The 21,730-nt window shown below is 72.1% G+C and carries 23 protein-coding genes; 11 read left to right on the top strand and 12 right to left on the bottom strand.

Annotation, left to right across the window (positions count from 1 at the left end; genetic code table 11):
- Nucleotides 1-349 precede the first annotated feature (349 nt).
- Nucleotides 350-1,690, bottom strand: a complete 1,341-nt coding sequence (locus tag BUE30_RS10200; protein ID WP_073329607.1) for a GSCFA domain-containing protein — start codon at nucleotides 1,688-1,690, stop codon at nucleotides 350-352.
- A gap of 322 nt (nucleotides 1,691-2,012) precedes the next feature.
- Here BUE30_RS10200 and BUE30_RS10195 point away from each other — a divergent pair, with 322 nt between their 5' ends.
- Nucleotides 2,013-3,155 carry a glycosyltransferase 61 family protein gene (locus BUE30_RS10195; protein ID WP_073329605.1) on the top strand — a complete coding sequence of 381 codons (1,143 nt, stop codon included), beginning with the start codon at nucleotides 2,013-2,015 and terminating at the stop codon, nucleotides 3,153-3,155.
- A 179-nt stretch (nucleotides 3,156-3,334) separates the two neighbouring features.
- Here the strand turns inward: BUE30_RS10195 and BUE30_RS10190 are convergent, their stop codons facing one another.
- Nucleotides 3,335-3,823, bottom strand: coding sequence for a nucleoside deaminase (locus BUE30_RS10190; RefSeq protein ID WP_073329603.1), 489 nt, complete (start codon nucleotides 3,821-3,823; stop codon nucleotides 3,335-3,337).
- Between the two features lie 134 nt (nucleotides 3,824-3,957).
- Between BUE30_RS10190 and BUE30_RS10185 the strand changes: the two genes are divergently transcribed.
- The 7 genes from BUE30_RS10185 (at nucleotide 3,958) to BUE30_RS10155 (ending at nucleotide 10,726) form a co-directional block, all read left to right on the top strand.
- Nucleotides 3,958-5,790, top strand: coding sequence for a pseudouridine synthase (locus BUE30_RS10185; RefSeq protein WP_083601324.1), 1,833 nt, complete (start codon nucleotides 3,958-3,960; stop codon nucleotides 5,788-5,790).
- A gap of 446 nt (nucleotides 5,791-6,236) precedes the next feature.
- Nucleotides 6,237-6,470, top strand: coding sequence for a hypothetical protein (locus BUE30_RS10180; protein WP_073329601.1), 234 nt, complete (start codon nucleotides 6,237-6,239; stop codon nucleotides 6,468-6,470).
- Nucleotides 6,470-7,378 (top strand): 5-bromo-4-chloroindolyl phosphate hydrolysis family protein, encoded by a 909-nt coding sequence (locus BUE30_RS10175; RefSeq protein WP_073329599.1) that lies wholly within the window; start codon nucleotides 6,470-6,472, stop codon nucleotides 7,376-7,378. Before BUE30_RS10180 ends, BUE30_RS10175 begins: the two co-directional genes overlap by 1 nt.
- A complete protein-coding gene (locus BUE30_RS10170) occupies nucleotides 7,375-8,595 on the top strand; it encodes a toxic anion resistance protein (RefSeq protein ID WP_073329597.1) in 1,221 nt (406 codons plus the stop codon). Before BUE30_RS10175 ends, BUE30_RS10170 begins: the two co-directional genes overlap by 4 nt.
- Nucleotides 8,596-9,567 carry a DUF2927 domain-containing protein gene (locus tag BUE30_RS10165; protein ID WP_073329595.1) on the top strand — a complete coding sequence of 324 codons (972 nt, stop codon included), beginning with the start codon at nucleotides 8,596-8,598 and terminating at the stop codon, nucleotides 9,565-9,567.
- A gap of 69 nt (nucleotides 9,568-9,636) precedes the next feature.
- Entirely contained in the window at nucleotides 9,637-10,092 is a 456-nt protein-coding gene (locus tag BUE30_RS10160) for a globin domain-containing protein (RefSeq protein WP_073329593.1), read from the top strand.
- Between the two features lie 274 nt (nucleotides 10,093-10,366).
- Nucleotides 10,367-10,726 (top strand): hypothetical protein, encoded by a 360-nt coding sequence (locus tag BUE30_RS10155; RefSeq protein ID WP_073329591.1) that lies wholly within the window; start codon nucleotides 10,367-10,369, stop codon nucleotides 10,724-10,726.
- 97 nt (nucleotides 10,727-10,823) lie between these two features.
- Here the strand turns inward: BUE30_RS10155 and BUE30_RS10150 are convergent, their stop codons facing one another.
- From BUE30_RS10150 to sdhC, 7 genes are all read right to left on the bottom strand, one after another.
- A complete protein-coding gene (locus BUE30_RS10150; protein ID WP_073329589.1) occupies nucleotides 10,824-11,978 on the bottom strand; it encodes a WD40/YVTN/BNR-like repeat-containing protein in 1,155 nt (384 codons plus the stop codon).
- A gap of 104 nt (nucleotides 11,979-12,082) precedes the next feature.
- Complete coding sequence (locus BUE30_RS10145) at nucleotides 12,083-12,862, bottom strand: succinate dehydrogenase iron-sulfur subunit (RefSeq protein WP_073329587.1); 780 nt, start codon at nucleotides 12,860-12,862, stop codon at nucleotides 12,083-12,085.
- A 13-nt stretch (nucleotides 12,863-12,875) separates the two neighbouring features.
- Nucleotides 12,876-13,619, bottom strand: a complete 744-nt coding sequence (locus BUE30_RS10140; protein ID WP_083601323.1) for a class I SAM-dependent methyltransferase — start codon at nucleotides 13,617-13,619, stop codon at nucleotides 12,876-12,878.
- Entirely contained in the window at nucleotides 13,619-13,903 is a 285-nt protein-coding gene (locus BUE30_RS10135) for a hypothetical protein (RefSeq protein ID WP_073329585.1), read from the bottom strand. The genes BUE30_RS10140 and BUE30_RS10135 overlap by 1 nt, the downstream gene beginning before the upstream one ends.
- A complete protein-coding gene (gene sdhA / locus BUE30_RS10130) occupies nucleotides 13,903-15,708 on the bottom strand; it encodes a succinate dehydrogenase flavoprotein subunit (RefSeq protein ID WP_073329583.1) in 1,806 nt (601 codons plus the stop codon). Before sdhA ends, BUE30_RS10135 begins: the two co-directional genes overlap by 1 nt.
- Nucleotides 15,709-15,792: 84 nt before the next feature.
- On the bottom strand, nucleotides 15,793-16,164 hold the full coding sequence (gene sdhD, locus BUE30_RS10125) for a succinate dehydrogenase, hydrophobic membrane anchor protein (protein ID WP_073329581.1): 372 nt from the start codon (nucleotides 16,162-16,164) through the stop codon (nucleotides 15,793-15,795).
- Between the two features lie 11 nt (nucleotides 16,165-16,175).
- Nucleotides 16,176-16,565, bottom strand: coding sequence for a succinate dehydrogenase, cytochrome b556 subunit (gene sdhC / locus BUE30_RS10120; RefSeq protein WP_073329579.1), 390 nt, complete (start codon nucleotides 16,563-16,565; stop codon nucleotides 16,176-16,178).
- Nucleotides 16,566-16,995: 430 nt separating this feature from the next.
- Between sdhC and BUE30_RS10115 the strand changes: the two genes are divergently transcribed.
- Complete coding sequence (locus BUE30_RS10115) at nucleotides 16,996-17,997, top strand: hypothetical protein (RefSeq protein ID WP_073329577.1); 1,002 nt, start codon at nucleotides 16,996-16,998, stop codon at nucleotides 17,995-17,997.
- A 93-nt stretch (nucleotides 17,998-18,090) separates the two neighbouring features.
- Here BUE30_RS10115 and BUE30_RS10110 read toward each other — a convergent pair whose 3' ends face one another.
- From BUE30_RS10110 to BUE30_RS10100, 3 genes are read right to left on the bottom strand one after another with little or no spacing between them, the layout of a single operon-like run.
- On the bottom strand, nucleotides 18,091-18,294 hold the full coding sequence (locus BUE30_RS10110; protein WP_073329575.1) for a DUF1737 domain-containing protein: 204 nt from the start codon (nucleotides 18,292-18,294) through the stop codon (nucleotides 18,091-18,093).
- Between the two features lie 4 nt (nucleotides 18,295-18,298).
- Entirely contained in the window at nucleotides 18,299-18,844 is a 546-nt protein-coding gene (locus tag BUE30_RS10105; RefSeq protein ID WP_073329573.1) for an NnrU family protein, read from the bottom strand.
- On the bottom strand, nucleotides 18,841-19,683 hold the full coding sequence (locus BUE30_RS10100) for an HpcH/HpaI aldolase/citrate lyase family protein (protein ID WP_073329571.1): 843 nt from the start codon (nucleotides 19,681-19,683) through the stop codon (nucleotides 18,841-18,843). The genes BUE30_RS10105 and BUE30_RS10100 overlap by 4 nt, the downstream gene beginning before the upstream one ends.
- 213 nt (nucleotides 19,684-19,896) lie before the next feature.
- Here BUE30_RS10100 and BUE30_RS10095 point away from each other — a divergent pair, with 213 nt between their 5' ends.
- Nucleotides 19,897-20,211: a hypothetical protein gene (locus BUE30_RS10095; RefSeq protein WP_073329568.1), complete on the top strand. Its 315-nt coding sequence runs from the start codon at nucleotides 19,897-19,899 to the stop codon at nucleotides 20,209-20,211.
- A gap of 180 nt (nucleotides 20,212-20,391) precedes the next feature.
- Nucleotides 20,392-21,675: a PRC-barrel domain-containing protein gene (locus tag BUE30_RS10090; protein ID WP_073329565.1), complete on the top strand. Its 1,284-nt coding sequence runs from the start codon at nucleotides 20,392-20,394 to the stop codon at nucleotides 21,673-21,675.
- Nucleotides 21,676-21,730: the final 55 nt, after the last annotated feature.

Genomic DNA, 21,730 nt, shown 5'->3' with positions numbered 1-21,730 from the left:
CTCGTTCCCCCATAGATGGCCTGCGGCTGCGGATTTCAACGCCTGACGGGCGAATGCGGATGCGGATACGGGCCTGCGCGGGCGCACGGGCCGAGGGGGCAGGCGGCTGCCGACCGTTCTGGGCAGCCCGCCCCGGCCCCGAAAGCGGGGCCGGGCGGCAGGTCGGCGGCGTTCCCATATCCGCGAAGTCCCGGTCCGCGAGATCCCGGTCCGCGATGTCCCGGGTCGAGCCCCGGTCGGGCTCGCCCGATCCTGCCGGTCGGCCGGGCCGCCCCGGTCAAACCCCGGTCAAACCCCGGTCGGGTCCCGCCCGGCCCCGCCCGGCCCCGCCCGGCCCGGTCGGGCAGGGTCAGGCCCAGGTCACCTTCTCCCGGAACTGCGAGCGCCCCGGGAAGTCGGCCGCATGGGCCTGCAGCAGGTCGCGCGCGGCATCGAGGCGGCGCATCGGGCGGCAGAGGCTGATCATCCGCTCCAGCGCGTCGTGGCGCCGGGGTGCGATCGCCCGCGCCTTCTGCAGCGCCGCGAAGCTCTCGCCAAGGCGGTTCATCCGTCGCGCCGCGGTCGCCTCGATCATCAGGATCTCGACCTCGCCGTCGGCGAGCGCGCGGTTCGCCTCGCACAGGGCGACGATCCCGGGCCAGTTGTCGAGCTTCTGCAGCATCTTCGCCGAGGCGAGCAGCCCCTCGGCCGTCATCGCGGCCTCCGCCGTCCCGGCCCCGTCGACATAGCGGACGAGGACGTTCGACATGATCCGGTTCACCACGTCGGGCGAGACGTGGCGGTAGTCGTTCCCGCTCCACGCGACGGCGGGGTTCGACAGGGTGACGAACTCGTAGGAGGGGAAGTAGTCCACCCCGTCCTTGCCCAGGACGAACTCGTCCAGTGCGGCCCGCTGCACCGACTTCGAATAGGCATTGGCCACCAGCACGTCCATGTCCCGGAAGGTGGCGAGAAGCGGCACGGGGCTGACGGTCACCAGCATCTTCAGCGGTTTCGTCCGGTGCCTCGTCAGCAGGGCGTGCAGCTCGTTCAGACCCTCGAGCACGTCGGCATAGGACAGGACGCGGAACTCGAACCGCCCGGGCTCTGCCCGGATCAGCTGCACCGGCGGCACGACATTGAGGTAGAGGTCGAGCACGGTGTCGTACCATGTCTCGACATAGCCGAGCGTCAGGATCACGACGTCCGCATCCTTCACCGCCGCCATCGCGTCGAGATAGCGGTGGCGGAAGGCGAGGATCGTGTCCGCATCGAAGTCGAGCCGCGCCATGCCCAGCTGCGGGTCGCAGTAGCGGTCCGGCCCCATCGGGTAGAGGATGTCCGCCCCCGGGAAGCTGTCGCGTTCCAGCGCCCAGCGGATCTCGTTGGTGACGGAATGGATCGAGTACTTGTTGAAGAAGTTCGTCGCGTCGCCGAGGCTCGCCCCGATCTCGCCGAGGTCGATCTCTCGGCTGAGCACGCGCTTTCCCGCCCCTTCCAGCGCCTTCTCGACGTTTCGCGCGAAGCAGGACCCGATGGCGAAGATCGTGTCATCGGCGCCGATCCGGAACGAGGGGGTGACGGTGGGCGAGGCGAGGGGATAGAGCCGATCGCCGTCCCGCTCCGGCGCGGGATAGCGCCTCAGCGCGTTGCCCTTCGCCCGGACGAAGGCCCGGTCGGCCGTGATGCGTTCGATGTTCTTCGCGGTCATGACTGCCTTCCCTGCGTCCGGGCGGCCGTTCCCGCCCGGCCGTCGTCTCGCCTGTCGGCCCGTGGCGGATCTTCGGGCCGCGCGCCCCAGAAGGCGACCATAGCCGAGAACCTGTCAACATTGCGCCCCCCGTCGTTCCCTTGCGGGACCGACGGGCGGCAGGCCGGAGGCGGGCAAGGCGCCCGGTCCCCCGCAGGCGCGTCGTCCGTGTCTCTCCGCCCCGCTGGTGCCGCCTTTCGCACAAGCGATCGGTCCCCGGCATTGCGCAGCGCCTCGCCCCTGCCCTATCGAGACCGCGCCGCCCGCGCCCGGAGATCTCCCGATGACGACCGACCTCGCCCCGCCCGACCTCACGCGGTCCATCGCGGACCGGATTGCGCTGATCGAGGGGGGGATCGTGGTGCCGCCGGCCAAGGGGCTTGGCAACCAGTCGGTGCAGCGCTCGGGCGTGCTGCGTCCGGACGGGACGCTGGTCCCCGAGAGCGTCACCTGGCGCGGCCGGACCCAGGTCACCGTCGCCCCCGCCCTGCCGGCGGGCGAGATCGCGGACCTGCCCGGAACCTGGATGTTCCTCGGACCGCTCTTCGGCCATTTCGGGCATTTCCTGGTCGAGAGCATCTGCCGGATCTGGGCCTATGCCCGGCTCGAGGGACGGATCGACGGCGTCCTCTATGTCCCGAAGTTCCAGAACCGGCCCGAGCATGTCGCCAATGTCTACCGCCCCTTCCTGCGGGCGCTCGGTGTCGGGGCCGAGATGCGCAACCTCGAGGAGCCGGCCCGGGTCGAACGGCTCTACGTGCCCCAGCAGGGCTTCGGAATGTTCCAGATGATCGAGGGTGCGCCGGAATTCCGCGATTTCGTCCGCGCCCGCGCCGGCAAGGGGATCGCGCCGCAGGGGGCCGAGCGGATCTACGTCTCGCGCTCCGCCCTGCCCCCGGCCCGCGGCTCGATCCTGTTCGAGCGCCGGCTCGAGGCGCTGCTCGAGGCCGAGGGTTACACGATCCTCCACCCCCAGAAGCTGGACCATGCCGGCCAGATCGCCGCCTACCGCGCCGCCCGCGACGTGATCGCGGTCGATTGCTCTCCGCTGCACCTGCTGGCCCTGGTCGGAAACTCGGACCAGAGGGTCGGTGTGATCGCCCGGCGGGACGGCCGGCTGGACGAGATCTTCGCCCGCCAGATCCGCGCCTTCCAGGGGGCCGAGGCGACGGCGATCGACACGCTGCGCCACAACTGGATCGAGGACCATGCAAGCCGCCCCTCGCGCACCAGCTGGGGCGAGATCGACTTCCCCGCGCTCGGCCGCGCCCTCAATGCCGCGGGGCTCATCGCGGGCGGTCTCGACTGGTCCCGGCCGGACGAGGACGAGGTGACCGCCGAGATCGCCCGGATCTCCCAGGCCTCCGGCATCGCCTTCAAGCGCTGGGCCGGCCCGCCCGGCACGGCCCCCGCCGACGCGGACTGACCGCGCGGGGGGCCCCGCCGCGGCCCGGGGGCGGTCACCCGACCCGGCGACGTACCAGCCGCCTACCGACGGGCGGGGAAGACCCCGGCAGGGCAGCCCTGGCCCGGGCCCGCCCCCCCTCCGGAGCCGCTTCCGCCTCGCCCCCCCGTTTCCAGGTCCTGCCCCGACTGCTCCGGGGCTCAGGGGGCAGCGCCCCCTGCGCCGCCGGCGGGCGGCCGCCTCCTCCGCCCGGCGAAGAAATCCCGCAGCAGCCGCCCCGCCTCGTCCTCGGCCAGCCCGTCATAGACCTCCGGCCGATGGTGGCACTGGGGTTGGGCGAAGACGCGCGCGCCATGGGCCACCCCCCCGGTCTTGGGATCGGCGGCGCCGTAGTAGAGCCGCCCGATCCGAGCGAGGCTGATCGCGCCGGCGCACATCGGGCAGGGCTCGAGCGTGACGTAGAGATGCGCCCCCACGAGGCGCTCCGACCCGGCGATCGCGGCGGCGGCGCGCAGGACGAGCATCTCGGCATGGGCGGTGGGATCGCCCAGCTCGCGCACCCGGTTGCCGTCGGCGGCGAGGAGGGCGCCGTCCGCGCCGACCAGCGCCGCGCCGACGGGCACCTCGCCGCGGGCGGCGGCGGCGCGCGCCTCGGCGAGGGCGCGGTCCATCTGCGTGGTGAAGCTCATGCCCTTCCCTGCCCCGCGTCCCCTCCCGGTGGCAAGGGACGACCGCCCGGGCGCCGCGTTCCGCCCCGCCGCCCGAACCGTTCCGGGGCACGAGAGCGCTGGCGGCAGCGGGGCGCGCGCTGTATGGGGGCGCCATGACAGACACCCCCTCTTCCGACGACCGCCCCGACGCCCCGGACACCGAGTCGGGCGCCGCGCCGGACACCCCCCCGGGCGAGCGCATCGCCAAGGTCCTCTCCCGCCGCGGCATCGCCAGCCGGCGCGACGCCGAACGCATGGTCGTCGAGAAACGCGTGAGCGTGAACGGCGCGGTCATCGACAGCCCCGCCCTCAACGTCACCGCCGCCGACCGGATCACCGTCGACGGCCGCGCCCTCCCCCCCGAGGAGGAGATGCGCCTCTGGCGCTATCACAAGCCCGAGGGGCTGGTGACCAGCGCCTCGGACGAGAAGGGCCGCGAGACGGTGTTCGATGCGCTGCCCGCGGACATGCCCCGGGTGATGAGCGTCGGCCGGCTCGACATCGCCTCCGAGGGGCTGCTGCTGCTGACGAATGACGGCGCGCTGAAGCGCCGGCTGGAACTCCCCTCGACCGGCTGGCTGCGCCGCTACAGGGTCCGCGTGATGGGCGACCTGACCGAGGAGGCGCTGGAACCGCTGCGCCGCGGGATCACCGTCGAGGGCGTCGACTACCAGCCGATGGAGGTCACGCTCGACCGGCAGGGCGGCGGGGCGAATGCCTGGCTGACGATCGGCCTGCGCGAGGGCAAGAACCGCGAGATCCGCCGCGCCCTCGCCGCGCTGGGACTGCAGGTGAACCGCCTGATCCGCGTCAGCTACGGGCCGTTCCAGCTCGGCAATCTCGAGGCCGGACAGGTCGAGGAGATCCGGGGTCGGATCCTGCGCGACCAGATCGGCTCGCTCGAGGAGGACGATGCCGGGCGCAAGGGCTTTGCCAAGCGGATGCGCCAGGAGGAGGCGGCGGCCGCCCGGGCCGCGGCCGAGGCGCGCAAGAAGCCGCGCGGCGGCCGGCCGAAACCCGGCGACGGCGAGGGGCCGCGCGGCGGCGCCCCCGCCCGCTTCGGCGGCGCCGGTCGCGGCGGCCCGGCCCGCGGTCCCGGCCGCGACGACGAGGCGCGGGGCGAGCGCCCGCAGCGGGGCGGCCCGTCCCGCTTCGGGGGACGCGGCCGCGACGAGGACGCCCGCGGGTCCCGCGACGACAGGCGCCCCGGCGACAGGCCCGAGCGCGGCGGCCCCTCCCGGTCCTTCGGCGGCCCCCGGGGCGAGGGCGGACGCGGCGCCCGCGACGACGCGCCGGGCGGCAACCGCCCCCGGCGCGATCCCGGCGAGCGCCCGCAGCGCGGCGCGCCCGCCCGCTTCGGCACGGACCGGGCGGAGGACGGGGACCGTCCCGCGCGCCGCTCCGGCCCGGGCGGCCCGCGCCGCGAGGGCGGCGGCACCGAGCGCGGCCATCGCCCGGGCGGGCCGGCCCGCTTCGGCAAGGCCGGCGACCGCGCCGCGACCGGCGAGCGCGGCGGCGGCGGCGATCGCCCGCAGCGAGAGGATCGCGGTTTTCGCGGCGACCGTCCGGACCGGGGGGATCGCCCCCGGAACGCGGATCGCCCGCAGGGCGGCGGCCGCCCGCAGCGCGAGGACCGGCCGCAGCGCGGGGACCGGCCGCAACGGGACGACCGGCCGCAACGGGACGACCGCCCGGCACGCGGCGACCGCCTGGCACGGGCCGACCGCCCCCGGAACGGCGACGGACCCAGACGGGGCGAGGGGCCGAAGCGGGGCGAGGGGCCGCGCGGCGACCGCCCGCAGGGCGGCAGGCCCCCGCGCCGGGGCGATGACGCCCCCCGCGGCGGCGGCGGCGGGGGGCGGCCGGACCGGGGCGAACGCGGACCCGGCCGGTCCGATGGTCCCGGGCGGGGCGACCGCCCCCGGGGGCCCCGCAAGCCGAAATGATGCGGCGCGCCGGGGACGGCCCGACGAGCACCCCCGGCTCGCCGGCACGGCGCGACCTGCCCCCCGCCCGGGCGTGACGGTATAATCCGCCGACTCGGCCCAGCCGTCTCGGCGCCGAACGGCCGGTTCCGGCGCGGCATCTCCGCCCCGACGGTCTCGCCCCCACGCGGCAGCTGAAGAGCGCTGCCGGCCGAGGATGGCCACCTTCCGGCCCCGACGCGACGCCCCCGCCCACAGGGGCGCGGGACGGCCCTCCTTCCCGGCATGCCCCTACGCCCGACGACGCCGGGCCGGGCAGGAGGACCCTCCGGCGGCTGGCCACGGAACCGCCGGTGTCCAGGGGTCCGACGGGGCCGCCCGTCCCCGGCCGATTTCCGCGCCCCGCTCTCGAAACGGCGATCCCGCGCGCCTATTGTCGGGGGGACGAAACTCGGAGACGCTGAGACATGGCCAGGCTCGTTCTGTTCGCCCTCTTCGTGCTGATCGCGGCCCTCGCCGTGATGGCGCTGCTCGCCGCGACGGGCCGCGCCCGGACCGGCGCGCGCGCGGCCGACCGGACGGCGGCCACTCTCCCCGCGCGGCAGGAGGACAGCATGCCCGGCACCATACGCACCATCGCCTACGCGGCGCTCCTGCTGCTGCTGACCGGCGTCGCCACCGGCGTGATCGGGGGCGGCTGATGGCCCGGCGCTTCGGCGGACGCTTCTCTCCCGGCGGGCGCGAGGAGATGACCCCGGCCGAGCAGGCGGTCCGGCAGGACGCGCTTGCCGATGCCGAGGTCGACGCGGCCGGCGGCAAGGCCGGCCTGATGTTCCTGCCCCCCGCGATCCTGGTCTTCACCTCGCTGGGCGCGGGGCCCGCCGGCCTCGTCCTCGGCCTGCTGGGCGCCGCCGCCCTGACGCTGGGCGCGTGGCTGCTGCGCGACGGGCTGCGGGCCGAGGCGGCCTTCGCCACCCGCGCCGTCGCGCGCCGCCCCTTCCCGCGCAAGATCGCCGCCGCCCTCCTGGCCGGGACCGGCTGCGCGCTCGCCTCCGCCTCGGGCGGGGTCACTCTGGCGGGCGACCTGCTCTACGGCGCGGCGGCCGCCGGGCTGCACCTCGTCGCCTTCGGGCTCGACCCGATGACGCACAAGAAGGCCGCCGGCCTCGACAGCTTCCAGCAGGAGCGGGTCGCGCGCGTCGTGGACGAGGCGGAGGGCTATCTTTCCGAGATCAAGCGCACGATCGCCGCCCTGTCCGACCGCCGCCTCGATATGCAGGTCGCCACCTTCGCCGCACAGGCCCGCGCGATGATCCGCGGCGTGGAGGAGGACCCGCGCGACCTGACGGCGGCCCGCAAGTATCTCGGCGTCTACCTGATGGGCGCGCGCGACGCCTCGGCCCGTTTCGCCGACCTCTATGCACGACGCCGCGACGAGGCGGCCCGCGCCAAGTACGAGGCGCTGCTGACCGACCTGACCGACAATTTCGCCGCCCGGACCACGACCATGATCGAGGGCGACCGCGAGGCGATGGAGATCGAGGTGAAGGTCCTGAGGGACCGCCTGGCCCGCGAGGGCGTTACCGTGCAGGAAAGGGAACCGGCATGAGCGAGATCGATCAGACCAGCGGCCCGCAGGGCACCCCGCAGACCCGGGCCCAGGCCGCGCTAGCCGAGGCCGAGAAGGTGACGGCCGTCATCCTGCCCGAGCCGCGCGAGGCGGGCGACGTGACCCCGCTGGAGGCGGCCGACCCGGCCATCGGCGCTGAGATCCGCCGCCGGATGGACGAGATCGACCTGTCGAATACCGGCTCCATCGTCTCCTTCGGCTCGGCCGCGCAGGGCGAGCTGCAGCAGATCAGCCAGGCGATGCTGGCCGGCGTGAAGAACAAGGATGTCGGCCCGGCGGGCGATTCGCTGCGTTCCATCGTGGCCACGATCAAGGGATTCTCCCTCAGCGAGTTCGACGGGCGGCGCGAGCGGTCCTTCCTCGAGAAGCTGCTGGGCCGCGCCGCGCCGATGGCGCGCTTCGCCGCCAAGTTCGAGGACGTGCAGGAGCAGATCGACCGGATCACCGACGACCTGCTCAAGCACGAGCACACGCTGCTCAAGGACATCGAGAGCCTCGACCGGCTCTACGACAGGACGCTCGCCTTCTATGACGAGCTCGCGCTCTACATCGCCGCGGGCGAGGCCAAGCTGACCGAGCTGGATTCCACGACCATCCCGGCCAAGGAGGCCGAGGTGCAGGCCGCCCCCGAGGAACAGGGCGTGATGAAGGCGCAGGAGCTGCGCGACATCCGCGCCGCCCGGGACGACCTGGAACGGCGGGTCCACGACCTGAAGCTGACGCGGCAGGTGACGATGCAGTCGCTGCCCTCGATCCGGCTGGTGCAGGAGAACGACAAGAGCCTCGTCACCAAGATCAACTCGACCCTCGTCAACACCGTGCCCCTGTGGGAGACGCAGCTGGCGCAGGCGGTCACGATACAGCGCTCGACCGACGCCGCCGCCGCGGTGAAGGAGGCGAACGACCTGACCAACGACCTTCTGCGCGCCAATGCCGAGAACCTGCGCACCGCCAACAAGGCCGTCCGCGAGGAGATGGAGCGCGGCGTCTTCGACATCGAGGCGGTGAAGGCCGCGAACGAGAACCTGATCGCGACGATCAACGAGAGCCTGCAGATCGCGGACGAGGGCAAGGCCCGTCGGGCGCAGGCGGAGGCGGATCTCGAGCAGATGGAGGCCGACCTGAAGTCGACCCTCGCCGGCGCGAAGGCGCGCGGGAACGGCACTGGCGCCAATCTCGGCGGCGCGGCGGGCTGAATGACACGGGGGCGGAAGGTGCGGATCGGCCTCGCGGCGGCGACACTCGCCGCGCTGGCCGCATGCGAGGAGCCGCCCGCCCCCGCCCCTGTGCCCGACCCCGTCCCCGAGGCCGTCCCGGCCCCGCCCCCGCCGCCCGACCCCGCGCCCGAGGTGCAGCCGCGGTCCGAGGCCAGCACCGCCCTCGCGGCGTATTACCGGCGGCTGCAGGCCAATCTGCTCGCGCAGGGGCTGATGCGGACCGATGGCGGCGGGCCGGACACCGCCTTCACCGGCTCGCAGCTCGGGCGCAACTTCGTGCGGATCGCGCTGTTCGACGAATACACCCAGCGGGGCGAGGTGCTGGAGGCGCGGCAGACCCTTAGCACGTTGCGGCGGTGGGAAGGACCGGTGCGGATGCAGGTCGGTTTCGGCGCCAGCGTCCCCGAGGACCAGCGCGTGCAGGACCGCAACGCGATCGGCGCCTATGCGCGGCGGCTGGGCCGGGTCACCGGCCACCCGGTCAGTACCGTGCAGGACGGCGGCAATTTCCACGTCCTCGTCCTGAACGAGGACGACCGGCTCGCCTATGGCGACAGCCTGCGGGCGCTGGTGCCCGGCATCGCGGAGAGCTCGGTGCGCGCCTTCCTCTCGCCGCCGCGCTCGACCCTGTGCCTCGTCATCGCCTTCTCCGACGGCAGCTCCCCCGGCTACACGCAGGCCGTCGCACTGATCCGGGGCGAGCATCCGGACGCGCTGCGCCTTGCCTGCATCCACGAGGAGCTGGCGCAGGGCCTCGGCCTGCCGAACGATTCGCCGCTGGCCCGGCCGTCGATCTTCAACGACGACGACGAATTCGCGCTGCTGACGGGCCATGACGAGATGCTGCTGCGGATCCTCTACGACGACCGGCTGCGCGCCGGGATGAGCGCGGCCGAGGCGGCGCCGATCGGGCGTGCCATCGCCGAGGAGCTGCTCGGCGGCGGCGCCTAGTCAGGCAAGGCCCGTCAGGGCCGCGGTCCGGTAAGGCCTTGTTAGGGCCCGGCTGCTAGGCATCGCGCCATGCGGATCGACGATGCCGAACAGACCCTGATCCGGGTGAGCTTCCAGCGCCTGAAATGCCGGCCGGAGGCGCTGAGTCTCGACTTCTACGAACGGCTCTTCGCCGCCGCACCCCACCTGCGCCGGCTTTTCGGCGAGGACATGCTGCGGCAGGCGCACAAGCTCTCGGCCCTGCTGGTCCACGTGGTCGAGACCTGCGACCGGCTGGAGACCCTGGCCGGCCCGCTGCACGATCTGGGCCGGTTCCATGCGGGCAAGGGCGTCGAGGGCCGGCATTACGCCGTGGTCCGCGCCGCGCTGCTCGACGCGCTCGAAGACAACGTCACCGGATGGACCGCCGCCCATGCCGCCGCCTGGGGCCGGGTCTACGACATCGCCGCCACCGCGATGCTGCACGGCGCCGCATCGGGCGGGATCGAGGGGACGGATCCGGCGCCGCGAAGCGCGACGGCCTGAGTCGGCGCGAGGCTGCGTGCCGAACGGACGGGGCTCCGGCCCGGGAACCCGGTACCGTCGGACGGCCCGCGGGCCGGCAAGGCCCGTCTGCCCACCGGCCCGGGGGCCGGCATCGCCCGAGGAACGAACCCGCCCGGTCCGGACCGGCGGATCCGACTGCCCGTCCCGGCGCGCTGCGGCGGTTCCCCCGCCCCGCAGGCCACCGCGCTTGACCTGGATCAAGGCGGGGACACGCCGACCGTGCGAGGGCGGTATCAGGACAGGAGGGCGCAAGATGACGAGCAGGGACTTTCAGCAGCGCTGGCGCGAGCGGCGCGAGGCGGATGCGCGGATCGCGCAGCTCGGCCTGGGCGGTCTGGACGAGGGGGACTACGCCCCCTCCACGCTGGACCGGCTGGCCCGGATGCCGGAGGAACACGTCGTCCGGATGCACTGGATGGCCGACCTCTTCGGCGTCGGCGAACGGCTCGAGGGGGATGCCGACTTCCAGCGCGACGTGGGCGCGGCCTGCGCCAATTGCGGCCGCACCGGGGACTGCCACCGCGCCTTCGCCGATCCCGCGGGTCTGACGCGCGCGGCGGCGGCGGAGTTCTGCCCCAATGTCCCGGCCTATCGCCGCGCCGCGCGCGACTGACGCCCCGCGGAACGCGTCCGGGGCCGCCGGGAGGGGCGGCCCCGACCGGCCTGGATTTCGATGATCCGGCCGGGCTGCCCCATCGCCGGAGCCGCGGCTACTGCATGACCTCGACCGACAGCACGGTCGGCAGGTGCCGGGCGATTTCGTCCCAGCTCTCCCCCTCGTCCCGGCTGGCGAAGATCGAGCCCGAATTGGTCCCGAAGAAGACGCCCGCCGGCTCGCCCTCCCCGACCGCCATCGCCTGGCGCAGCACGGTGAAGTAGCACCCGTCTTGCGGCAGACCCTGCCGCTTCGCGGCCCAGCTCTGCCCGCCATCGGTGGATTTCCAGATCGCGGCCTTCGCCTCCGGAGGGAAGCGGCCCTGCGTGTCCCCGTTCAGCGGCATCGTCCAGATCGTGTCGGGATCGCTCGGGTGGATCCCGATCGGGAAGCCGAAGGTCGAGGGCAGCCCCGCCGTGATGTCGTCCCAGCTGCGCCCGCCATCGACCGACCGGAAGACGCCGTGGTGGTTCTGCTGGTAGAGCCGATCGCCCGTCGCCCCCGCCGCCCGCCCGATATTGTGGACGCAGAAGCCGACCTGCCCGTCCTCCCCCGCCGCGGGGTGGTCGTGCCCGCAGGCCTCGCCGGCATTGCCGATGCGGTTGCGCCGCTCCCAGGTGGCGCCGCCATCCTCGGTTGCGAAGACGCCCGCCGCGCTGATCCCGACCCAGACCTTCTTCGGATCGTCCGGGGCGGTGACGATGGAATGGAGCGTGAGACCGGCGCCCCCGGGGGACCACCCTTCGGCGGAGGGATGGTCGGTCAGGCCCTGTACCTTCTCCCAGTTCGCCCCGTCATCGAACGAGCGGAAGAGCTGCGCCGGCTTCGCCCCGGCATAGAGCGCGTCAGGGCCCCGCTCGAGCGACCATAGCGCGTGGATCTCGTCGGAGAAGATCGGTTCCTTTCCCGGGATCATGCCGAAGGTGGCCGCCATCTCGGGCTCGGCCGCCAGCCAGTCGTCCATCTGGCCCTTCGAGAATTTCGACAGCTCCCAGCTCTCTCCGCCATCGGCGGACCGCCAGACGCCCGATCCGAAGAACTCGTTCCCGCCGCAGGCCCAGATGGTCCCGCGCGCGGGATCGGCGGCGGCATGGTTGATCGGCCAGCCGTGGCAATGCGGGCCGCTGACGGACCAGCCGTCCCCGTCGTCCTTCAGGAGGAAGAGACCCTTGGTGGTGCCGATCAGAAGCGTGGTGGCGGTGGACGACATGGCGCGACTCCCCTGCATGCCGCAGGGTCATACCACGCTTCACGTCCGCGCGAGCGGGAATTCGCGCGGCGGCCGGGGGATCGGCCGGCCGCCGCCGCCGAGGGTCAGACGACCCGCTCGACCATCATCTTCTTGATGTTCTGGATCGCCTTGGCCGGGTTCAGCCCCTTGGGGCAGGTCTTGGCGCAGTTCATGATCGTGTGGCAGCGGTAGAGCTTGAACGGATCCTCGAGATCGTCGAGACGCTCGCCCGTCGCTTCGTCCCGGCTGTCCACGATCCAGCGATAGGCGTGCAGCAGCGCCGCCGGCCCGAGGTAGCGGTCGCCGTTCCACCAGTAGGACGGGCAGGCGGTGGAGCAGGAGGCGCACATCACGCATTCGTAGAGGCCGTCGAGCTTCTTGCGGTCCTCGATGGACTGGCGCCATTCCTTCGCCGGGCGGTTCGTCTTCGTCTCCAGCCAGGGCATGATGGAGGCGTGCTGGGCGTAGAAGTGCGTGAGGTCGGGGATCAGGTCGCGCACGACGGGCAGGTGGGGCAACGGGTTGATCGTGATGTCCCCCTCCACCTCGTCGATGCCGTAGATGCAGGCGAGCGTGTTGATCCCGCCGATATTCATCGCGCAGGATCCGCAGATCCCCTCGCGGCAGGACCGGCGGAAGGTCAGCGTCGGGTCGATCCTGTTCTTGATGTAGATGAGGGCGTCCAGGATCATCGGTCCGCAATCGTCGAGATCGACGAAATAGGTGTCCACCCGGGGATTCTTCCCGTCATCGGGGGTCCAGCGGTAGATCCGGAAAGCGCGCACGTTGCTCGCCCCCTCGGGCCGGGGCCAGGTCTTGCCGGTCGTCATCCGGCTGTTCTTGGGCAGCGTGAACTGAACCATTCGGCGGGCTCCTTCAGGCGGTTGGGGGGCGGGTGGCGACGAACAGCGTCTCGCCCCGCATCAGGCCGTAGCGGAGCACGTCGGGCTCCACGGCAGTGAACTCGGACAGCTCGAAGCCGGCGGCGCGGATCCGGTCGCGGATGTCCCGGCCGTAATAGCGGACATGGTCCTGCTGGCCGAAATGGACAAGCCGGTCCGACGCGCTCGTGACGTCGGGGTTCTCGTAGGTCGTGGCCCAGCCCTCGCAGACGGGCGTGGCGAGGAGCGCGCGCCCGCCGGGTTTCAGCATGCGGAATATCTCGGCCAGCGCCCTGGCGTCGTCGACATGCTCCAGGACGTGCGAGCATATGATCCGGTCGTAGGAGGCATCCGGCAGGCCCGTCGCCTCGATGTCGACGCGGTGGGTCACGTTCCGCCGCTCCGACAGGTCGGCGGTCTCGTAGCGGGCGACGGTCCGGCGGATCGTCGGCGCGGTCTGCACCTCCGGCGCGAAATGCAGCACGGCGTGATGCGGCTCGAAGAAGCCGGTGCGTTGCACGAACAGGGCAAGAAGCCGGTGCCGTTCGAGCGACTGGCACGAGGCGCAGCGCGCGTCGAAGCGCGGCGGGTGGCCGAAGGCGGTGAAATGCCCCTGATAGCCGCAGATCGGACAGGTCCGCGGATGCAGGCCGCGCACCGCCTTGCGGAAGCGCTGCACCTGGCGCTGCGCCTCCGCCTCGATCCGCTCCGCGATCCTGGCCCGGTCCTGCACGTCCATCAGAAGGCCGGAACCGCCGCAGGGATCGCCCCGGTACGATCCTGCATGCAGGCGACATAGACCGCCGCCGGGTCGCGGCCGGCGAGGTAGTCCGAGCTGAGGCCGACCGAGATCCCGCTCTCGAAGCCGGTGCGGTTGTTCACGCCGACGGCGATGGCGCCGGTCGGCCCCGCCGCGGCCCGGGCCCGCCCCTCGCAATAGGCGGCGGCCGCCTCGGGCGTCATCGGCGGCCGGGGGCCGCAGGCCGCCAGCCCCAAAAGGCCGAGGAGGAGCGCGGCGCGCATCAGTACACCCGCTTCTTCGGGGCGATCTTCTTGAGGTCGATGCCGCCCTCCTCCGCCGTGGTCAGCGGGTCGAGATGCACCGGCCGGTAGTCGAGCCGCACGTCGCTGCCTTCCACCCAGGCGAGGGAGTGCTTGCGCCAGTTCTCGTCGTCGCGGTCGGGGTAGTCCTCGTGCGCATGGGCGCCGCGGCTTTCCTTGCGCGCCTCGGCGCTGACCACGGTGGCGAGCGCGTTGGGCATGAGGTTCGTCAGCTCCAGCGTCTCCATCAGGTCGGAGTTCCAGACCATCGAGCGGTCGGTCACCTTGATGTCGTCCATCTTGGCGGCGATGGCCTTCATCTTCTCCACGCCCTCGGCCAGCGTCTTGTCGGTGCGGAAGACGGCCGCGTCCTGCTGCATCGCCTGCTGCATGTCGAGCCGGATCTCCGACGTGGCCTCGCCGCCCTTGGCGTGGCGCAGCCCGTCGAACCGGTCGAGCGCCTTCTCGATCGCGGCCTTGGTCGGGGACGGGATCGCCTTGCTGCGGTCCACGACCTGCCCCGCGCGGATCGCCGCGGCGCGGCCGAAGACCACGAGGTCGATCAGCGAGTTGGAGCCGAGGCGGTTCGCCCCGTGGACCGAGGCGCAGCCCGCCTCGCCCACGGCCATCAGGCCGGGCGCGACGCGGTCGGGCTCGCCCTCGGTCGGGTTCAGCACCTCGCCCCAGTAGTTCGTCGGGATGCCGCCCATGTTGTAATGGACCGTCGGAAGGACGGGGATCGCCTCCTTGGTGACGTCGACGCCGGCGAAGATGCGGGCGCTCTCGCTGATCCCCGGCAGACGCTCGTGCAGCGTCTCGGGCGGCAGGTGGTTGAGGTTGAGAAGGATGTGGTCCTTGTTCTTGCCGACCCCGCGGCCCTCGCGGATCTCCATCGTCATGCAGCGGCTGACCACGTCGCGGCTGGCCAGATCCTTGTAGGTCGGGGCGTAGCGCTCCATGAAGCGCTCGCCTTCCGAGTTCGTCAGGTAACCGCCCTCGCCCCGCGCGCCTTCGGTGATGAGGCAGCCGGCGCCGTAGATGCCGGTCGGGTGGAACTGCACGAATTCCATGTCCTGCAGCGGCAGGCCCGCGCGGGCGATCATGCCGCCGCCGTCGCCGGTGCAGGTATGGGCGGAGGTGGCGGAGAAGTAGGCGCGGCCGTAGCCCCCCGTCGCAAGCACCACCATCTTGGCCGAGAAGACGTGCAGGGTGCCGTCGTCCAGCTTCCATGCGAGGACGCCGTTGCAGGCCCCGTCCTCGCCCATCAGCAGGTCGATGGCGAAGTACTCGATGTAGAACTCCGCCTGCTCCTTCAGGCTCTGCCCGTAGAGCGTGTGCAGGATCGCGTGGCCGGTGCGGTCGGCGGCGGCACAAGTGCGCTGCACGGGCGGGCCCTCGCCGAACTCGGTCGTGTGGCCGCCGAAGGGCCGCTGGTAGATCCGGCCCTCCTCGGTACGCGAGAACGGCACGCCGTAATGCTCCAGCTCGTAGACTGCCTTCGGCGCCTCGCGGGCGAGGTATTCCATCGCGTCGGTATCGCCCAGCCAGTCCGAGCCCTTCACCGTGTCGTACATGTGCCACTGCCAGTGGTCGGGGCCCATGTTCGACAGCGAGGCGGCGATGCCGCCCTGCGCCGCCACGGTATGCGAGCGGGTCGGGAAGACCTTGGTGATGCAGGCGGTGCGCAGGCCCTGCTCGGCCATGCCGAGCGTGGCGCGCAGGCCGGCGCCGCCGGCGCCCACCACCACCACGTCGTATTCGTGCGTCTCGTAGCTGTATTCGGTCATTTGCGTCGGTTCCTGTCCCGGGGGGCGGGGGCCGCGCGCGGATCGCGCGGCAGGGGGTCGGTCAAGCGGGCCGGGGGCCGCGGATCACAGCGCCAGCCGGATCACGCTGAGCGCGCCGATGGCGGCCAGACCGTAGGCGAGGCAGACCATCAGCATGATGGCGACCTTGCGGGCGGTGCCGCCCACGTAATCCTCGATCATCGTCTGCGCGCCGCCGCGGAAATGGAGGAAGCCCACGAGGAAGGTGAGCAGCGCGATCGCGGCCGGAACGGGGCGCTGGTAATAGGCGAGCACGCCGGCATAGTCGCGGCCCAGCGCGTTGCCGAAGGTCACGACGAAGAGCGGGACCAGGAAGAGCAGCGCGACGGAGGAGAGCGTCATCTTCCAGTGATGCTCGGTCCCCGAGCCGGAGGCCCCGGCGCCCACGGCGCGCTTGCGGTCGGTGAGATAGGGCATCGTACGCTCCTTCAGACGACGAGGATTGTCAGCAGGGTGAAGACGACGGACCCGCCGATCACCGCCCAGCCCAGCCGCTCGGCATTCTCGATCTCCAGCATCCAGCCCTGGTCCCAGATCAGGTGCCGGATCCCGGCGAAGGTGTGGTACCACAGGGCCCAGACCGACAGGAACAGGACGAGGTCGCCGAACCAGGACCGCAGGACATCGTCGGCGATGCGGAACGCGTCGGGTCCGGAAGCGGCGGCGGCGAACCACCAGACGACCATCAGCCCCGCCACGATCAGCGCGTTGCCGGTGATCCGCGTCAGGATCGAGGTGACGGAGGTCAGCTGCAGCTTGTAGTACTTGCCCAGCATGAAGGGCGAGAGGGGGCGGTTGCCCCTGTTCACGTCGGCCATTCGGGTCGGACTCCCTGATCTGGCGCGGCGCCGGCAAGGGACGCGCGGCCCGCTCGTTGACCGGCCTTGTGCCCCATCCCGGCTGCCCTGTCACGTGCGATATTGTCGCAAACCGGCTGTGTTTGCGATAACTTCCCGTTCGTGATCACAACCCTCGCGCCAGTGATCACGCCCGGTCGGGGGCTGTTCCGCCGGCGCCCCGGCCGGAAACGCGGCTGCCCTCCGGTCGATCCGTGGGGGCGGAAACCGCCGCCAGAGACCACGGCGAATGAAGCGTCCGGACTCCCGCCGCATCGGGTGGCGCGCCCCGGCACACCTCCCGCCCCCCCCGACACCATCGTGCGATCTGTCGTATTCGGGGTCTTCGATGGAACTTTGTACCGGCCGGATGATTTGCGGAAACATCAACGCGACACCGAGGGGAGATTTCATGTCGGACTACAGGACCAGAGTGGCCCATCAGGCCCCCGTTCCAGACCCCCACCGCGCGTCGTGGAGCGCCATCTTCGCCGGGACGGTGATCGGCCTCGGGATCTTCGTGGTCCTGTCGCTGCTCGGGCTCGGCCTCGGCTTCGCGCTGATCGACACGACCGAGAACTCGCCGATGAACGGCAGCATCACCGCCACCGGCATCTGGACCTTCGCCAGCCAGCTGATCGCGCTCGGCGTCGGCGGCTACGCCGCGGGCCGCCTCGCCGGCTACCGCGAGACGATGGGCGCGCTGCTGCACGGCGCCGCCGTCTGGGGCCTCGCCACGCTGGCCTCCGTCTGGCTGGCCGTCTCGGCCGCGGGCACGGCGGTCAATGCCGTCGGCTCGGCCCTGTCCTCCCTCGGCTCGGGCGTCGCCTCGGCCGCGCAGGCAGTGATCCCCGACGACGCGTCGCTTCCCGACCTGTCGCTCTCGGACCTGACGCTCGAGAACCTGCCCGAGCCGGTGCGCAACGCCCTCCAGTCCGCCGGCATCACGCCGGACGCGTTCCAGGGCGAATTGCAGGACGCCTATCGCAGCGTCGTGTCCGAACAGGAGCAGGCGCAGGTGGCCGAGGACGCGACCGACGCAGCGCAGGCCGTCGTCGCCGATCCGGCGGATGCCGGCGAGGAAATCCAGCAATTCCTGGCCGAGACCTTCGGCGCCGGCGGCACGATCGGCGAAGAGGATCGCGCCGCGGCGCTGGACCGGCTGCAGAGCGAGTTCGGCCTCTCCGACGCCGAGGCCGAGCAGCTGCTGACCGATGTCTCCGAACGTCTGCAGGCCCTGCGCGACCAGGCCGCCGCCGCGATCGACGAGGCGCGCCAGGCCGCGGCCGAGGCCGCCGATGCCGCGAGCGAGGCGGCGGCCACGGCCGCGCTGCTGGCCGGTCTCGCCAGCCTTCTGGGGCTCGCCGCCGCCGCGGGCGGCGCGGTCGCGGGCCGCAGGACCACGCCGGTCTGATCCTCCCCCGGCCGAATCACGGCCCGATCCTTTGCGGACCAAACGGTAAAGGGCGCCCCCGGGCGCCCTTTTCCTCGTCGGCAGGACAGCCGCTCAGAGCGAGCCGAGCCGGATCTCGGGGTCGTACGCGCCGTCGACCTCCTTCGTGACGGCCTGACCGCAGCGCATCACGTTGTTGGCCCCGTCATAGGCGTATTGCGGATCGCCGTGCAGCGACCAGCCCTTCGACAGGGCCTCCGTCACCTTGTGGCAGAAGGCCGACGTGTCGTCGGCGGTGAGGAAGCGGTAGGCGATCATGATCTCATCCGAAGGGGTTGTAGCCGAGCCAGATATGGATGGCGGCCGCGACGCCGAAGACGATCAGCGTGCCGACCACGGCCTGGATCTCCTTCGCGACCGGCACCGGGTGCGCCGGGGTCCAGACGCGCTCCTGCCGGTTGATGAGGACGATCTCGGCCACGGCCCAGGCCAGCAGGCCGCCGAACAGCACGAAGGACGGCACGTCGCCGTTCACCAGCAGGTGCGCGACGGACCACAGGATCACGGCCGTCAGCTGCGGATGGCGCAGGCGTCGGGTGATCCCGGTCTTCATGCCGGAGGCCGCGAAGAGGTAGAAGGCGAAGAGGACGAGCAGGTTGTTGATCCCGGTCGTCGCCGGGTGCCGCCCCCAGAAGAAGGCGCCCTCCGCCCCGCGATAGCCGATCACCATGAGGACGATCGACAGCACGAGCGCCAGCGCGATCGGGCCCTTGCCCCGCTCGCCCATCCGGGCGCGGGCCTCCGGGGCGACCCGCTTGAACAGGTGCGCCCCCGACCAGAGCAGAAGACCGAGAACGAGCAGGATCATGGGGACTCCAGTTCCGCGATGGCACGCGCCTGCGCCAGCGTCGCCCGGGCCGCGGCGACATGCAAGCTCTCGACGATGCGCCCGTCAAGGACCGCGACCCCCTGGCCCGCCGCCTCGGCGGCCTCGTGCGCCTCGATCTGCCGCCGGGCGAGGTCGATCTCGGCCCCGGTGGGGGAAAAGGCGGCATTGGCGGCGGCGATCTGGGCCGGATGGATCAGCGTCTTGCCGTCGAAGCCGAAGTGGCGTCCCTGCGCACATTCCGCCGCGAGGCCATCCTCGTCCCGCAGCGCGTTGTAGACCCCGTCCAGCGCGACCCGGCCCTGCGCCCGCGCCGCGAGGACGATCTGGCCGAGCGCGGGCAGCAGCGGCTCGCGCGCCGGGTGGGGCCGGGCGCCGAGGTCGCGGGCGAGATCGTTGGTCCCGGCGACGAGACCGGCCACCCGGGGATGCGCCGCGATGGCCGCGGCGCCCAGCACGCCGGCCGGCGTCTCGATCATCGCCCAGAGCGGATGGGGCACGCGCGCGGCCAGCCGGTCCAGCGCCTCCGGCCCCGACACCTTCGGCAGGAGCACCCCCTCGCAGGGCAGGTCCGCCAGGGCCGTGGCATCCGCGTCGCCCCAGGGGGTGTCGGCGCCGTTGATCCGCACGATCCGCGCCCGATGCCCGTGATCCCGGGCCAGGATCGCGGCCAGAGCGGCGCGGGCCCCGTCCTTTTCCGCCGGCGCGACCGCATCCTCGAGGTCGTAGAGGATCGCGTCGCAGGGCAGGCCGCACGCCTTCTCGGCCGCGCGAGCGTTGGAGGCAGGCACGTAGAGAGCGGATCGCCAGGGCCGGTCCATAGATGTCAGCTCCGTTCGGGGGGCCATCCTGTCGTGGCCGCTCCCGCGCGTGCTGGCAATCGCGATCCGCCCTGCGCGCGGGGCGTTAACCATTTTTTCGCCGGCGAGGCGCAGGCTGGGGCTCGCCGAAGGCCCCGCCAGAGGGCCCGCCCCCGGGAGGAGGGCGACGGACGTGCCCCGCCGGATCGCACCGGCCCCAGCAGGAGTTTCGAGATGTCCCGACCGACCCGCGCCCTCCTCTTCGCCCTCGCGTCTCTCGCGGCCCCGCCTGCCCTCGCCCAGTCGCCGGGTCCCGCCTGCGCGCCGCACCGGATCGTGGTCGAGCGCCTGGCGGACCGCTTCGGAGAGAGCCGGCAATCCATCGCGCTCGGGTCGGACAACACGGTGGTCGAGGTCTTTGCCTCGCTGGAAAGCGGGACCTGGACGATCACCGTCACCCGGCCCGGGGGGCCGACCTGCCTCGTGGCCAGCGGTCTCGCCTACGAACCGGTGACCGACCCGCTGCCGAACACCGACCCGCCCGCCTGATCCGGGTCGCCTGATCGGGGCCGCGGCCAAAGGGCGCGCGGGGCGATCGGCGAGGTTTTGCCGCCGCCGCCCGTCGCCGGCCGGAACTAACCCTTCGCGTATGCATTTGCAGGACATACGGCCCGCCGGAGCTGCATGGAGCAGCGGGAGGTTGCGGGCTCGACAATATCGGAGACTGATATGCGTACGCTTCTCGCGTCGGCCGCGACCGCGGCCCTTCTCGCCACCGGTGCCATTGCCCAGGATGCGGCGTCCGGCTCCTACGACATGGCCGAGTCCGACTATTTCGCCAGCGACCTGCTCGGCAGCCGCATCTACGGCGTCGAGGGCGACCTGACCGCCGAGAGCCAGATGGCTGACCTGTCGGAAGGCTGGGAGGATATCGGCGAGATCAACGACATCGTCATGAACGAGGATGGCAGCATCGGCGCCGTCATCGTCGGCGTCGGCGGCTTCCTCGGCATCGGCGAGAAGGACGTGGCCCTCGGCTGGGACACCGTCCAGACCTTCACCGACGAGGCCGGCGAGCGCTTCCTCGCGGTGAGCGCGACCCAGGAATCCCTCGAGAACGCGCCGGCCTTCGAATATAACCCCCTGCAGAACGACATCTCGCAGGAAGACGGCATGGCCACGACCGAGGACGGGGCGATGGCCGATCCGGCGATGGCCGAGGGCGACATGGCGACCGACGAGGCCATGACGGACGAGACGATGACGGACGAGGCCACGGCCGAGGGCGACATGGCCACGGAAGAGGCGATGTCCGACGAGGAGATGGCCGCGACCGAGATGGCCGAAGGTGACATGGCCGAGGAGGAGATGACCGAAGGCGACGCCGAGATGGCGGAAGTCGAGGTCGTCGAGGGCGACGCGGCCGAAGGTGACATGGCCGAAGAAGAGATGGCCGCCGCCGAGACCGACATGGAAGAGCCCGCCGCCACCGACACCGCGGAAGCCGACATGGCCGAGGGTGACATGGCCGACGGTGACATGGCCGAGGGTGACATGGCCGCCGCCGACGCCGAAGGCGAGCTGATGCTCGAGGAAGAGGCGACCGGCACCGACATGGCCGAGGGCGACATGGCCGCGGAAGACCCGGCGATGGCCGAGACGGACATGGCTGCCGACGGCACCGGCATGGCGACCGACCCGGCCATGGCGCCCGAGGGCTTCACCATGGTCCCCGTCGCCGAACTGACGGCCGAGGAACTCGACGGCGCCGCCGTGATCTCCTCCGTCGATGGCGGCCGCGTGGGCGATATCGGCGAGCTGATCCTGAACGACGAAGGCCAGATCACCCAGGCGGTCGTCGATGTGGGCGGTTTCCTCGGAATCGGCGAGAAGCCGGTCGCCCTGTCCTTCGAGGATCTCAGCATCATGCGCGAGGACGGCTCGGGCCGCCTGCAGATCGAAGTCAGCGCCACGCAGGAACAGCTGGAAGGCATGGAAAGCTACGCGGACTAACCCTCCGCCTCGCAGGACCTGTTTCCGCTAACGGCGCGCCGTCCCGGATCCCCGG

The organism is Wenxinia saemankumensis, from assembly GCF_900141735.1.
Lineage (GTDB): Bacteria > Pseudomonadota > Alphaproteobacteria > Rhodobacterales > Rhodobacteraceae > Wenxinia > Wenxinia saemankumensis.
Note: the sequence above shows the minus strand (reverse complement) of the source record. Positions and strands in the feature narration are given on the sequence as shown.

Excerpts from the sequence above, each read along its gene's own strand:
- BUE30_RS10200 (WP_073329607.1), bottom strand. The coding sequence starts at position 1,690 with ATGACCGCGAAGAACATCGAACGCATCACGGCCGACCGGGCCTTCGTC.
- BUE30_RS10195 (WP_073329605.1), top strand. The coding sequence starts at position 2,013 with ATGACGACCGACCTCGCCCCGCCCGACCTCACGCGGTCCATCGCGGAC.
- BUE30_RS10190 (WP_073329603.1), bottom strand. The coding sequence starts at position 3,823 with ATGAGCTTCACCACGCAGATGGACCGCGCCCTCGCCGAGGCGCGCGCC.
- BUE30_RS10185 (WP_083601324.1), top strand. The coding sequence starts at position 3,958 with ATGACAGACACCCCCTCTTCCGACGACCGCCCCGACGCCCCGGACACC.
- BUE30_RS10180 (WP_073329601.1), top strand. The coding sequence starts at position 6,237 with ATGGCCAGGCTCGTTCTGTTCGCCCTCTTCGTGCTGATCGCGGCCCTC.
- BUE30_RS10175 (WP_073329599.1), top strand. The coding sequence starts at position 6,470 with ATGGCCCGGCGCTTCGGCGGACGCTTCTCTCCCGGCGGGCGCGAGGAG.
- BUE30_RS10170 (WP_073329597.1), top strand. The coding sequence starts at position 7,375 with ATGAGCGAGATCGATCAGACCAGCGGCCCGCAGGGCACCCCGCAGACC.
- BUE30_RS10165 (WP_073329595.1), top strand. The coding sequence starts at position 8,596 with ATGACACGGGGGCGGAAGGTGCGGATCGGCCTCGCGGCGGCGACACTC.
- BUE30_RS10160 (WP_073329593.1), top strand. The coding sequence starts at position 9,637 with ATGCGGATCGACGATGCCGAACAGACCCTGATCCGGGTGAGCTTCCAG.
- BUE30_RS10155 (WP_073329591.1), top strand. The coding sequence starts at position 10,367 with ATGACGAGCAGGGACTTTCAGCAGCGCTGGCGCGAGCGGCGCGAGGCG.
- BUE30_RS10150 (WP_073329589.1), bottom strand. The coding sequence starts at position 11,978 with ATGTCGTCCACCGCCACCACGCTTCTGATCGGCACCACCAAGGGTCTC.
- BUE30_RS10145 (WP_073329587.1), bottom strand. The coding sequence starts at position 12,862 with ATGGTTCAGTTCACGCTGCCCAAGAACAGCCGGATGACGACCGGCAAG.
- BUE30_RS10140 (WP_083601323.1), bottom strand. The coding sequence starts at position 13,619 with ATGGACGTGCAGGACCGGGCCAGGATCGCGGAGCGGATCGAGGCGGAG.
- BUE30_RS10135 (WP_073329585.1), bottom strand. The coding sequence starts at position 13,903 with ATGCGCGCCGCGCTCCTCCTCGGCCTTTTGGGGCTGGCGGCCTGCGGC.
- sdhA (WP_073329583.1), bottom strand. The coding sequence starts at position 15,708 with ATGACCGAATACAGCTACGAGACGCACGAATACGACGTGGTGGTGGTG.
- sdhD (WP_073329581.1), bottom strand. The coding sequence starts at position 16,164 with ATGCCCTATCTCACCGACCGCAAGCGCGCCGTGGGCGCCGGGGCCTCC.
- sdhC (WP_073329579.1), bottom strand. The coding sequence starts at position 16,565 with ATGGCCGACGTGAACAGGGGCAACCGCCCCCTCTCGCCCTTCATGCTG.
- BUE30_RS10115 (WP_073329577.1), top strand. The coding sequence starts at position 16,996 with ATGTCGGACTACAGGACCAGAGTGGCCCATCAGGCCCCCGTTCCAGAC.
- BUE30_RS10110 (WP_073329575.1), bottom strand. The coding sequence starts at position 18,294 with ATGATCGCCTACCGCTTCCTCACCGCCGACGACACGTCGGCCTTCTGC.
- BUE30_RS10105 (WP_073329573.1), bottom strand. The coding sequence starts at position 18,844 with ATGATCCTGCTCGTTCTCGGTCTTCTGCTCTGGTCGGGGGCGCACCTG.
- BUE30_RS10100 (WP_073329571.1), bottom strand. The coding sequence starts at position 19,683 with ATGGACCGGCCCTGGCGATCCGCTCTCTACGTGCCTGCCTCCAACGCT.
- BUE30_RS10095 (WP_073329568.1), top strand. The coding sequence starts at position 19,897 with ATGTCCCGACCGACCCGCGCCCTCCTCTTCGCCCTCGCGTCTCTCGCG.
- BUE30_RS10090 (WP_073329565.1), top strand. The coding sequence starts at position 20,392 with ATGCGTACGCTTCTCGCGTCGGCCGCGACCGCGGCCCTTCTCGCCACC.